10 protein-coding genes are annotated in these 11,577 nt (G+C 70.8%); 6 read left to right on the forward strand and 4 right to left on the reverse strand.

Features of this window, described 5'->3' with window-relative positions; translation table 11 throughout:
- The first annotated feature begins 4 nt into the window (after window positions 1-4).
- Window positions 5-949: a helix-turn-helix transcriptional regulator gene (locus Pka01_RS18715; protein ID WP_203884082.1), complete on the forward strand. Its 945-nt coding sequence runs from the start codon at window positions 5-7 to the stop codon at window positions 947-949.
- Here Pka01_RS18715 and Pka01_RS18720 read toward each other — a convergent pair whose 3' ends face one another.
- Complete coding sequence (locus tag Pka01_RS18720; protein WP_203884083.1) at window positions 950-1,804, reverse strand: isocitrate lyase/PEP mutase family protein; 855 nt, start codon at window positions 1,802-1,804, stop codon at window positions 950-952.
- A gap of 132 nt (window positions 1,805-1,936) precedes the next feature.
- Between Pka01_RS18720 and Pka01_RS18725 the strand changes: the two genes are divergently transcribed.
- From Pka01_RS18725 to Pka01_RS18735, 3 genes are all read left to right on the forward strand, one after another.
- Complete coding sequence (locus Pka01_RS18725) at window positions 1,937-3,442, forward strand: DNA-3-methyladenine glycosylase 2 family protein (protein ID WP_203884084.1); 1,506 nt, start codon at window positions 1,937-1,939, stop codon at window positions 3,440-3,442.
- Window positions 3,442-3,957 carry a methylated-DNA--[protein]-cysteine S-methyltransferase gene (locus Pka01_RS18730; protein ID WP_203884085.1) on the forward strand — a complete coding sequence of 172 codons (516 nt, stop codon included), beginning with the start codon at window positions 3,442-3,444 and terminating at the stop codon, window positions 3,955-3,957. The genes Pka01_RS18725 and Pka01_RS18730 overlap by 1 nt, the downstream gene beginning before the upstream one ends.
- Window positions 3,958-4,049: 92 nt before the next feature.
- Window positions 4,050-4,628, forward strand: coding sequence for a 3'-5' exonuclease (locus tag Pka01_RS18735; RefSeq protein ID WP_203884086.1), 579 nt, complete (start codon window positions 4,050-4,052; stop codon window positions 4,626-4,628).
- 98 nt (window positions 4,629-4,726) lie between these two features.
- On the opposite strand, the gene Pka01_RS18740 is transcribed toward Pka01_RS18735, so the two are convergent.
- The 3 genes from Pka01_RS18740 to Pka01_RS18750 all read right to left on the reverse strand — a co-directional run bounded on the left by Pka01_RS18740 (window position 4,727) and on the right by Pka01_RS18750 (window position 9,273).
- Complete coding sequence (locus Pka01_RS18740) at window positions 4,727-7,606, reverse strand: vitamin B12-dependent ribonucleotide reductase (RefSeq protein ID WP_203884087.1); 2,880 nt, start codon at window positions 7,604-7,606, stop codon at window positions 4,727-4,729.
- A gap of 99 nt (window positions 7,607-7,705) precedes the next feature.
- The gene (gene nrdR / locus Pka01_RS18745; protein ID WP_203884088.1) at window positions 7,706-8,167 is read right to left on the reverse strand and encodes a transcriptional regulator NrdR; all 462 of its coding nucleotides are present in this window, start codon (window positions 8,165-8,167) and stop codon (window positions 7,706-7,708) included.
- A gap of 176 nt (window positions 8,168-8,343) precedes the next feature.
- Entirely contained in the window at window positions 8,344-9,273 is a 930-nt protein-coding gene (locus Pka01_RS18750) for a LysM peptidoglycan-binding domain-containing protein (RefSeq protein WP_203884089.1), read from the reverse strand.
- Between the two features lie 361 nt (window positions 9,274-9,634).
- On the opposite strand from Pka01_RS18750, the gene lexA reads away from it, so the two are divergent.
- Together lexA and Pka01_RS18760 are read left to right on the forward strand one after the other, a co-directional pair.
- Window positions 9,635-10,333, forward strand: coding sequence for a transcriptional repressor LexA (gene lexA / locus Pka01_RS18755; RefSeq protein WP_203884175.1), 699 nt, complete (start codon window positions 9,635-9,637; stop codon window positions 10,331-10,333).
- Window positions 10,334-10,441: 108 nt separating this feature from the next.
- Window positions 10,442-11,542 (forward strand): MalY/PatB family protein, encoded by a 1,101-nt coding sequence (locus Pka01_RS18760; RefSeq protein WP_239115104.1) that lies wholly within the window; start codon window positions 10,442-10,444, stop codon window positions 11,540-11,542.
- The last annotated feature ends 35 nt before the right edge of the window (window positions 11,543-11,577 follow it).

The raw sequence follows: 11,577 nt of genomic DNA on the forward strand, positions 1-11,577 counted from the left end.
AGAAATGCTGGAAACCTCGGCACGTCTCCTTCGTCTGCTGTCGCTCCTGCAGACCCCCCGCGACTGGACGGGGCCGCAACTCGCCGAACGGCTCGGCGTGACCACCCGGACCATCCGCAACGACGTGGAGCGGCTGCGCTCCCTCGGCTATCCCGTGCACGCGACCCCGGGGGTCGCCGGCGGCTACCGGCTCGGCGCAGGCGCCCGTCTGCCACCGCTGCTGCTCGACGACGAGGAGGCCGTCGCGGTCGCGGTCGGGCTCAGGACGGCGGCGGGCGGCAGCGTCTCCGGGATCGAGGAGACCTCGCTGCGCGCACTGGCCAAGCTCGAGCAGGTGCTGCCCGCACGACTGCGGGACCGGGTCACCACGATGCAGAGCCAGACGGTCGCCGTCCCCGGAACGGGCCCGACTGTCGACGCCTCCGTCCTGACCGTCCTCGCGGGGGCCGCACGCGACCGTCAGCGGCTGCGGTTCGACTACACGGGCCACGACGGTACGGCAGGCAGGCGTGAGGTGGAGCCGCACCGCCTCGTGCACGCCCGCGGCCGCTGGTACCTCGTCGCCTGGGACGTCGCCCGGCGGGACTGGCGGACGTTCCGGGCCGACCGCATCGAGCCCAGGACCCCCACCGGCCCGCGTTTCGCCCCGCGGGAGCTTCCCGACCTCGAGACGTACGTCATGGCCGGGTTGGGGCAGGCCACCTGGAGGTACCGCGCCCGCGTGACCGTGCACGCGCCCGCCGGCGTCATCGCCGGACGGCTGCCGCCCGCCATCACCGTCGAGGCGGTCGACGAACACACCTGCGTGATCACCGCCGGGTCGGACACCCCGCACATGCTCGCCCTCTATCTCGGCATGCTCGATGCCGACTTCGAGGTCACGGAGCCGCCCGAACTCGTCGAGCACATCCGGCGGCTCGGCGAGCGCTACTCCCGAGCGGCGCCGTGATCACGCCCCCGAGTCGCGCAGGAGGTCGTTGAGCTCACCGTAGGCGATCGCCTCGGCGAGAGTTCCGTACGTACCGGTGGTGAGCACCTCTCGGGCGACGCGCCGGACGACGGCGTAGGCGGCCTCGGCGATGGACGAGCCGAGACTGACGCGCGCGACCCCCGACGCGGCCAGTTCCGCGACCGTCGGCGCGCCCGGACCGGCGAGCACGTTCACCGGCGCACCCGACCCCTTCACCAGGGCCAGGACGAGCTCAGGGTCGGTGACGCCGGGCACGAAGATCCCGTCCGCGCCGGCGGCGACATAGGCCTCGGCGCGGTCCAGGGTGTCCGCCAGCCGGGTCCCGGGGTCTCCGGCGGACATCAGGTAGGTGTCGATCCTCGCGTTGATGAACAGGTCGGCCGGAGCGGCGGCCTCCCGGGCGGCCGCGATCCGTTCCGCCTGCTCCCCCACCGCGAGGAGCTTCCCCGGCCCGGAATGACGGGCGTCTTCGATGTTGATCCCGACGGCTCCGGCGGCGACCACGTCCCGGACCGTCGCGGCGACCCCGCCGGGCGCGTCCGCATAACCGCTCTCGATGTCCGCGGTCACGGGAACGCTCACCGCGGCGGCCACGCGGGCGACGAGATCGACGGCGAGGCCCCGGTCGAGCCGGTCGCCGTCGGCGGCGCCGAGACTCCACGCGACGCCCGCGCTGGTCGTGGCGATCGCCGCGGCGCCCGCGGCCTCCACCACGCGCGCGCCGGCCACGTCCCACGCGTTGGGCAGCACGAGCGGGCGTCCGCTCGTGTGCAGGTCGCGGAACAGCCGGGCGCGGTCGGCCGAGGTCGAGGTCTGGGTGTGCGAAATGGACATACGAACATTCCAGCGGGATCCGCCTCTCGAGGTCTGGCGAGATTCCGACATCAACGTCATCCGACGGCCGTGTCGACGTTGATGTCGGATTTCCGCTAGCTTGCACGGATGGCCGGCTCCACAGTTGTCCATATGCATGATGACCGGGACCGATGCGTGCGAGCCGTGCAGTCCAAGGACGCCCGGTTCGACGGATGGTTCTTCACCGCGGTCGTCACCACGGGGATCTACTGCCGGCCGAGCTGTCCGGGGGTGCCGCCCAAACCGGAGAACATGCGGTTCTACCCGACCGCGGCCGCGGCGCAGCAGGCGGGTTTCCGGGCGTGCAAACGGTGCAGGCCGGACGCCAGCCCCGGGTCCCCGCGATGGAACGAGCGGGCCGACATCGTGGCCCGGGCCATGCGCCTGATCGCCGACGGCGTCGTGGACCGCGACGGCGTCTCGGGGCTCGCCACCCGGCTCGGGTACAGCACCCGCCAGATCGAACGGCAGCTCATGGCCGAGATGGGCGCCGGGCCGCTGGCGCTCGCGCGTGCCCAGCGCGCCCAGACGGCCCGGATCCTCATCGAGACGAGCTCCCTGTCCATGAGCGACGTCGCCCATGCCGCGGGGTTCGGCAGCGTACGGACGTTCAACGACACCGTCCGCGAGGTCTTCGCCCTCACCCCGAGCGAGTTGCGGGCGCGCTCGGCCCGCGGACAGCAGGCCGCGGTCCCCGGCGTGCTCACCCTGCGCCTGCCGTTCCGGGCGCCGCTGTGCCCCGACAACCTCTTCGGCCATCTCGCGGCGACCGCGGTGCCCGGAGTGGAGGAGTGGCGGGACGGCGCCTATCGGCGGACGCTCCGCCTTCCCCGCGGGCACGGGGTGGTCGCGCTGCGGCCCGCACACGAGCACATCGCCTGCCTGCTCACACTGACCGACCTGCGCGATCTGTCGACCGCCATCGCGCGATGCCGCCAGTTGCTCGACCTGGACGCCGATCCCGTCGCCGTCGACGACCTGTTGCGCCGCGACCCGGCCCTCGCCCCGCTCGTGGACAAGGTCCCCGGACGGCGGGTGCCCCGCACCGTCGACGCGGACGAGTTCGCCGTCCGCGCGGTGCTCGGGCAGCAGGTGTCCACGGCCGCGGCGCGCACCCACGCCGGACGGCTGGCCGCGGAGTACGGCAGGCCGGTCGCCGACCCCGGTGGCGGCCTCACCCGCCTGTTCCCCGACGCGGCGGCGCTGGCCGAACTCGACCCGGCCGGGCTCGCCCTCCCCCGGGCACGCCGCGACGCCGTCGTCTCGCTGGTCCAGGCCCTGGCGGCCGGAGACGTCGACCTCGGTGCCGGCAACGACTGGCAGCGGGCCCGCGCCCAGCTCGCCGCCCTGCCCGGGATCGGACCATGGACGGTCGAGACCGTCGCCATGCGCGCCCTCGGCGATCCTGACGCCTTCGTGCCCGGCGACCTCGGAGTCCGCGTCGCCGCACGGGAACTGGGCCTGCCCGCGACCCCCGCCGCGCTGAGCCGGCACGCCGCCGCCTGGCGGCCCTGGCGCGCATACGCCGTACAACATCTGTGGGCCACCGGTGATCACTCGATCAACCGCATGCCGGGCACCCCGGCGGACCACCGACCGGAGAAAAGGGATCTGTGATGACCACGAAAGCCCCCGCGGGCCACCGCACGCACACCGTGGTGGACAGCCCGGTGGGCCCGCTCACCCTCGTGGCGACGGGCGGCGTCCTGAGCGGGCTCTACATGGAGGGACAGCGGCACCGCCCCGGCGAGGAGACGTTCGGCGAGCCGGACGACACCGCGTTCGACGAGGTGAGCGAGCAACTGACGGCATATTTCGCCGGGCGGCGCACGACTTTCGACCTCCCGCTGGCGATGGCGGGCACGCCGTTCCGGCAGCGGGTCTGGGCCGCCCTCCGTGAGATCCCCCACGGCGAGACGATCTCGTACGGGCAGCTCGCGGACCGGATCGGGCAACCGGCCGCCGTCCGGGCGGTGGGCCTGGCCAACGGCAGGAACCCGATCGGAATCATCGTGCCCTGTCATCGCGTCGTCGGCGCCACGGGCAGCCTGGTGGGCTACGGCGGCGGACTGGACCGCAAGCGGCAGCTGCTCGCCTTCGAGCGACAGGTCAGCGGAGCCGCGCTCTTCTGAGCCCGCCTTGTGGGCCCGCCTTCTGGGCCCGCCTTGTGAGCCCGCGGAATTTCAGCGGCGGCCGGGACACCCCGATCACTAGCGTGTCCGCCATGGAATCATTCGGGCGTTTCCTCAACGTGGTCGACGTGGAGGCGACCTGCTGGGACGGCCCGCCTCCACCAGGGCAGACCAGTGAGATCATCGAGATCGGGCTCTGCGTCGTCGACCTGGAGTCCCTGGAACGGGTGTCGCGTCACCGCTTGCTGGTCCGCCCGGCCCGGTCGAAGGTCAGCGAAGTCTGCACCGAACTGACCGGTCTGACGCAGCGGGAGGTCGACGGCGGCGTCGGATTCCAGGAGGCCTGCGACGTCCTGCGGCGCGACCACCACGCCCGTTGCCGCACCTGGACGAGCTGGGGCGACTACGACAGACGGCAGTTCGAGCGGCAGCGCGCATCCGGCGGCTACCCCTTCGGGGCCCGGCACGTCAACACCAAGCTCACCTACTCAGAGACGTACGGCCTGACGCGCAGGCTGGGCATGAAGGCCGCCCTGGAGCACGCCGAGCTGCCGTTGGAGGGCCGCCACCACAGCGGCGCCGACGACGCGTGGAACATCGGCGCCCTCGTCCTGCGGATGGCGCACGCCCGGCGGGGACGGCCGGACGACCCCTGGGCCTTCACGCCCTGAGCCCGATCACGGCCGAAGGCCCCGGCGTCACCGCCAGGGCCTTCGGTTCACCCGTGTCCGTTCGGCGTCCCCGCCGATGCGAGGACGCCGCCGCGACGTCAGCTGCAGCCGCTGGTGCTGCCGCAGCCCTCGCAGACGTAGCAGCTGCCGGCGGGCCGCATCTTCGTCCCGCAGGTCATGCACAGCGGGGCGTCGGCCGTACGGCCGGCGTGGCTCTCCAGCGACGGGATGAGCTCGAGTTCCTGCCGGGCGGGGGCAGGAGCCGCCGCGGACTTGCCCTCGGCCTGCTTGCCCTCGGCCGGCTTCGCCTCGATCGGCGCCGACTGGGCGAGCGCGGCGGTGTCCACGACGTCCTGGAGCGCCGCCGGGTCCTCGCCTCGCGCCTGAGCCGTACGCTCGGCGGCCGAGTAGATGCCCAGCGCCGCCCGGTCCTCGTACGGCAGGTAGTCGAGGGCCAGCCGCCGGAAGATGTAGTCCATGACGGACTGCGCCATCCGGACGTCCGGGTCGTCGGTCATCCCGGCCGGCTCGAACCGCATGTTGACGAACTTCTGGACGAAGGTGTCCAGCGGCACGCCGTACTGCAGGCCGATCGAGATGGCGACGGAGAACGCGTCCATGACGCCGGCGAGCGTGGACCCCTGCTTCGACATCTTGAGGAAGACCTCGCCGACGCCGTCGTCGGGGTAGGAGGACGCCGTCATGTAACCCTTGGCGCCGCCGACCGTGAACCGGGTGGTCAGGCTCGGCCGCTGGTTCGGCATCCGGCGGCGCGTCGGCCGCGGCACCTCGATGACCTGGACGGCGGGCGTCTCGGCCTTCGCCTCTTCCGAGGGCTTCTTGGCGACGGAGAGCGGCTGGCCCACCTTGCAGTTGTCGCGGTAGACGGCCAGCGCCTTCAGGCCGAGCTTCCAGCCCTGCAGGTAGACCTGCTCGATGTCGTCGATCGTGGCCGACTCCGGCAGGTTGACCGTCTTGGAGATCGCACCGGACAGGAACGGCTGGGTGGCCGCCATCATCCGGACGTGTCCCATCGGGGCGATGGCCCGCTCGCCCATCGCGCAGTCGAACACCTCGTAGTGCTCAGGCCGCAGGCCGGGGGCGTCGACCACGTGACTGTGCTCGGCGATGTACTCGACGATCGCCTCGACCTGCTCCTCCTGGTAGCCCAGGCGCCGCAGCGCACGCGGGATCGTCTGGTTGACGATCTGCATCGAGCCGCCGCCGACGAGCTTCTTGAACTTGACCAGGGCCAGGTCGGGCTCGATGCCGGTGGTGTCGCAGTCCATCATCAGGCCGATGGTGCCGGTCGGCGCGAGCAGCGAGGCCTGCGCGTTGCGGTAGCCGTTCTTGTCGCCGAGCTTGAGGCACTCCTGCCACTGCCGGGTGGCCTCGGCGTGGATGGTCCGGTCCATGTCGTCGATCGTGCGCAGGTCGTCGTTCGCCGCCGCGTGCTTGCGCATGACCCGCTTGTGCGGCTCGGCGTTGCGCTCGTAGCCGTCGTACGGGCCGACGATCGCGGCCAGTTCGGCCGAGCGGCGGTAGGACGTGCCGGTCATCAGCGACGTGATCGCTCCGGCGATGGCCCGGCCGCCGTCGGAGTCGTAGGCGTGGCCGGTGGCCATGAGCAGCGCGCCGAGGTTGGCGTAGCCGATCCCGAGCTGGCGGTACGCCCGGGTCGTCTCACCGATCTTCTCCGTCGGGAAGTCCGCGAAGGTGATCGAGATGTCCATCGCGGTGATGATCAGCTCGGTCAGCTTCACGAAGTTCGGGACGTCGAAGCTGTCGTCGTCGCGCAGGAACTTCAGCAGGTTGATCGAGGCCAGGTTGCAGGACGAGTTGTCCAGGTGCAGGTACTCCGAGCACGGGTTGCTGGCCGTGATCCGCCCGGTCTCCGGGCAGGTGTGCCAGTCGTTGATCGTGTCGTCGTACTGCAGGCCGGGGTCGGCGCACTCCCAGGCGGCCTGGGCCATCTTGCGGAAGAGCGACCTGCCGTCGACCTCCTCGATGACCTCGCCGGTCAGGCGGGCCCGCAGGCCGAACTTGCCGCCGGCCTCGACCACGCGCATGAACTCGTCGGAGACGCGGACCGAGTTGTTGGCGTTCTGGTACTGCACGGACACGATGTCCTTGCCGCCCAGGTCCATGTCGAACCCGGCGTCGCGCAGGGCGCGGATCTTGTCCTCTTCCCGCGCCTTGGTCTCGATGAACTCCTCGATGTCGGGGTGGTCGACGTCGAGCACGACCATCTTGGCGGCCCTGCGGGTCGCGCCGCCCGACTTGATCGTCCCGGCCGAGGCGTCGGCGCCGCGCATGAAGGACACGGGACCGCTCGCGGTGCCGCCGCTGGACAGCAGTTCCTTCGACGAGCGGATGCGGGACAGGTTGATTCCCGAACCGGAGCCGCCCTTGAAGATCACACCCTCTTCCTTGTACCAGTCGAGGATCGCTTCCATCGTGTCGTCGACGGCGAGGATGAAACAGGCCGACACCTGCTGCGGAGACAGCGTGCCGACGTTGAACCACACGGGCGAGTTGAAGCTGAAGATCTGGTGGACCAGCGAGTGCTTGAGCTCGTGGTCGAAGATCTCGGCGTCCTCGTCGGAGGCGAAGTAGCCGTTCTCCACGCCGGTCTTCGTGTAGACGCCCACCACCCGGTCGACGAGCTGCTTCAGGCTCCACTCGCGCTGCGGCGTGCCGACGGCGCCGCGGAAGTACTTCGTCGTGACGATGTTCGCGGCGTTCACGGACCAGAACTCAGGGAACTCGACGCCGTGCTGCTCGAAGTTGACCGAGCCGTCGCGCCAGTTCGTCATCACGACGTCGCGGCGCTCCCAGCGGATCTCGTCGTAGGGGTGCACCCCCGGCGTCGTGAAGATGCGCTTCATCTTGAGGCCCTTGCGCGGACGCTTTCCCCCACGGCCTCCGCCGGCCGTCCCCCCGGTTCCTGTCGCGGTGCCGTTCACGATCTCCGTCATGACTTCCCCCTTCAAGGGCCCGGTGGGAGCCCCTTGTCGGACCACATGTCTCTATAACCACACCGACGTGCCGGCCGGTACCCGGCACGGGGCGGGCTGTTACTGATCGGCCGGAGCGCGAGCGGCCCTGAGCTGCTCGATCTCGGCCTCGAAGTCGGCCAGCGTCTCGAAGCCCCGATAGACCGAGGCGAATCGCAGGTAGGCCACCTCGTCGAGATCACGCAACGGCCCCAGGATGGCGAGACCGACCTCGTGTGAGGCGATCTCCGCCGCTCCGGTGCCCCGGATGGTCTCCTCCACACGCTGCCCCAGCTGCGCGAGCGAGTCCTCGCTGACCGACCGGCCCTGGCAGGCCCGCCGCACCCCCGCGATGACCTTGTCCCTGGAGAACGGCTCGGTCACGCCGCTGCGCTTGCTCACCATGAGGAGTACGGTCTCCTGGGTGGTGAACCTGCGCCCGCATTCGGAGCAGGTCCGCCTGCGGCGGATCGCCGCCCCATCCTCGGTCGACCGGCTGTCCACGACTCGCGTGTCAGGGTGACGACAGAACGGACAGTACATGTCATCACCTCCCGGGACCGCACACCGTAACCACTAGGTATGGTGAAGTTACATCGGTGTGACTACTAGATGTTGTGGTCCAACGGTAGAAGTGCCCGACCATGAACGCAAGTCGACCCGCCCCGCCACGCCGAAGTCGCTGTTCAGCCCGCGTGTCACAGGAGTCCCCCCACGCGTCACGGAAGGTTCGCCGGAGACATGCCGCTGGGGACGTAGAGCCGGGTGCCCGGACGGATCAGCGAGTCGGACAGCCCGTTCAGGTTCATGATCTGGCGGACCATCACGGAGGGGTCGCCGCCGTCGCCGACCGCGTCCGCGATCGTCCAGAGCGTGTCCCCGCGCCGGACGTCCACGTACGGCAGGCCGTCGTGTGCGGGCGACGCCGGGCCGGTCGACGCGGTCACCGCGGCGAGGGTGCCCAGCCACAGGACGCCGAGGGCCGCCATCGTGACGGCCGCGACGAGCACCACCTTTCCCCGCCGGGTCAGCCGCAACGGCGGGGCCGTGCGGCCGTGGCCGGCGGCGCCCTGACGGGACGCGCCGCCTCCCCTGGGACCTCGGCGCGCCGCCGAGCGGGAACGGGCCGAGGAACCGGAGACCCCTTGCGTCCGGGAACCCGGGCGCGCCACGACACGCGGGAGGGTCGCGGAACCAGAGACCTCTTCCGTCCGGGAACCCGGGCGCGCCATGACACGCGCGAGGGTCGCGGAACCGGAGCCGTCCCCGGCCTCGGGACCGCGGCGCGCCACGGGACGGGAGCGGGGCGCGCCCTGGACGCCGGGACGGCGCCCCGCGGCGGCGCCGTCCACCCTGGGGCGGTTCTGCGGCGCCCCGCCTCCGGCGGCCGCGCCGAGCCCGGTGGCGCTCGCCGAGCGAGGCGGCCCGGCGATCTTGGTGACACCGGCGGAGGCGCCCGGCTTCCCGCCGGGGAGACCGGCGGCCCGGACGTCCGGCCGCGACGCGCCGAGCGCGGTGACGCCCGCGGAGCGGGACGACGCGCCGCGCGGACGCGCCGGCGGCCGCCCGGACCGTGCCGGCCGGACGAACTCCCGGACGTTACTCGGAAGCTCCGGTGCCTCCCCCTCACGGGCACGCGCACCGGGCACACCGTGCACATCCGCGGAACCCTCGCGGATTTCGCAAGCGTGTTCCCGAGCGCCATGCACCCGTTCGCGGCCCTCATGAGGCCGTGAAACGTCTGAATTGATACGGAGAATACGGGGGACGTTGGGCTCCGGCCGCACGATGGCCTCCCTTAACTGTTCCTGAGCTGCATGGACACAGTTGAAAAGAAGATCGGAAAATCGAACACGATGTCGATCGAACTCCCGTACGATGTTGTACACCACGGTGCCCACGTTTTCGAGGACTATCGAACAATTGTTTGATATTGATCTTGAATCGAGGTACCGTCGCTCTGAGCGACATGAGGAACACGGATTGAGAGGTGGCAACGTGAGCGACCGAATGGAGCAGGCGGAGAATGTCAGCGATCTCGCCGTTCGCAGGCGTGACTCGCTTGGCCTCACCCCGAGACAGCGCAAGATCCTCGAGGTGATCCGCGACTCGGTCCAGCAGCGGGGCTACCCGCCGTCGATGCGGGAGATCGGCGAGGCGGTCCAGCTGACCAGCACCTCGAGTGTGTCCCACCAGCTGACGGCACTTCAGCGCAAGGGCTATCTGCGGCGCGACCCGCATCGTCCCCGGGCGCTGGAGGTTCGGTTGCCGGGCGAGCCGGTGCTGTGGGTGGATCCCGACGCGACCGAGGAGGAGGCCGGCTTCAACCGGCCGACCGCGGCCTACGTGCCGCTCGTCGGGCGCATCGCCGCCGGTGGGCCGATCCTGGCCGAGCAGAGCATCGAGGACGTCTTCGCGCTGCCCAAGCAGCTCGTGGGCGAGGGCACGCTGTTCCTGCTGCAGGTCACCGGTGACTCGATGATCGAGGCGGCGATCGCCGACGGCGACTGGGTGGTCGTCAGGCAGCAGCCCGTGGCGGACAACGGCGACATCGTGGCCGCCATGATCGACGGCGAGGCCACGGTCAAGACCTTCAAGCGCAAGGACGGGCACGTGTGGCTGGTGCCGCACAACCCGAGCTACGAGCCGATCCCCGGTGACGAGGCGACCGTGCTCGGCAAGGTCACGGCGGTCCTGCGCAAGCTCTAGGCGTGTGTCACGACACACCCTGACAGCCGGGTGCTCCGCGGAGTGGATCGCGGCTCCGCGGAGCAATAACCTATTTCGTCCATTAATAGGGCGGAATAGGTTGTATCCATGGCGTATGATCTTGACTCTTTGTCCCTCGACGACGCGCGTGCCCGCGACGGGATCAAGTGGGCGGCCACCGCGCCCGGCGTGATCCCCGCCTGGGTCGCGGACATGGACTTCCCTGTCCCCGACGAAGTCCGCGAAGCCGTCCTGCGGCGTGCCGGGCGCGATCTGGGCTACCCGACGTGGGTGGACGACGCAAGTGTTCCCCCGCTCGCCGAGGCGTTCGCCGAGCGCATGGCGGACAGGTACGGCTGGCGGCTCGACCCCGGCCAGGTCAGATCCTTCACGGACATCGCCCAGGCGCTCCAGGTGGTGCTGCGGCTGACCACCCGGCCCGGTGACGCCGTGGCGATGCATGTGCCGGCCTACGATCCCTTCTTCGGCACACTCCGGGCCATGGGCCTGCGGCTGCTGCCCATCCCGATCGGGCCAGACGGCCGGTTCGAGATGCCGGACGAGCCCGCTCGCGTGGTCCTCCTGGTGAACCCGCAGAATCCGACGGGCCGCTCGTTCACCCGCGCGGAGCTGACGGACGTCGCCGAATACGCCGAACGGCACGAAGCCCTGGTGATCTCCGACGAGATCCACGCGGAACTCGTCCACGCCCCGGCGGTGCACATCCCCTTCGCGACGATCCTCCCGGAGCGCACCGTCACGCTCACCTCGGCGAGCAAGGCCTTCAACATGGGGGGTCTGCACTGCTCCGTCGCCCACATCGGGGCCCCGGCCGTACGCGACGCGCTCGCCGCAGAACCGCCGAACATCTACGGCTCACCGAGTGTGCTGGGCGTCGACGCCACGATCGCGGCGTGGCGGCACGGCAATGCCTGGCAGGCCGAGGTCCTGGCGATTCTCGACCGCAACCGGGAGCTGATCGCCAAACGGCTGCCACCACGGGTCGGCTACCGGATCCCTGAGGCCACCTATCTCGCGTGGCTGGACTTCGGCATCACCGACGCCGCCGCGTTCGTCGGGCGGGAGGCACAGGTGCGGCTCAACCCCGGTCCGATATACGGCGGCCCCGACACGCACGCCCGCCTCAACTTCGCCACCTCGGCCCCTATCCTCGAGGAGATGCTCTCCCGCATCACGCGGGCGCTCTGATCTCCCCGGCCTCGTACGGCAGGCACCGGAACGCG

This window comes from Planotetraspora kaengkrachanensis, from assembly GCF_016862895.1.
GTDB lineage: Bacteria > Actinomycetota > Actinomycetes > Streptosporangiales > Streptosporangiaceae > Planotetraspora > Planotetraspora kaengkrachanensis.

Bases quoted from the DNA above. Each gene is read 5' to 3' on its own strand.
- Pka01_RS18760 (WP_239115104.1), top strand. From the start codon at position 10,442: ATGGCGTATGATCTTGACTCTTTGTCCCTCGACGACGCGCGTGCCCGC.
- lexA (WP_203884175.1), top strand. From the start codon at position 9,635: ATGGAGCAGGCGGAGAATGTCAGCGATCTCGCCGTTCGCAGGCGTGAC.
- Pka01_RS18735 (WP_203884086.1), top strand. From the start codon at position 4,050: ATGGAATCATTCGGGCGTTTCCTCAACGTGGTCGACGTGGAGGCGACC.
- Pka01_RS18720 (WP_203884083.1), bottom strand. From the start codon at position 1,804: ATGTCCATTTCGCACACCCAGACCTCGACCTCGGCCGACCGCGCCCGG.
- nrdR (WP_203884088.1), bottom strand. From the start codon at position 8,167: ATGTACTGTCCGTTCTGTCGTCACCCTGACACGCGAGTCGTGGACAGC.
- Pka01_RS18730 (WP_203884085.1), top strand. From the start codon at position 3,442: ATGACCACGAAAGCCCCCGCGGGCCACCGCACGCACACCGTGGTGGAC.
- Pka01_RS18740 (WP_203884087.1), bottom strand. From the start codon at position 7,606: ATGACGGAGATCGTGAACGGCACCGCGACAGGAACCGGGGGGACGGCC.
- Pka01_RS18725 (WP_203884084.1), top strand. From the start codon at position 1,937: ATGCATGATGACCGGGACCGATGCGTGCGAGCCGTGCAGTCCAAGGAC.
- Pka01_RS18715 (WP_203884082.1), top strand. From the start codon at position 5: ATGCTGGAAACCTCGGCACGTCTCCTTCGTCTGCTGTCGCTCCTGCAG.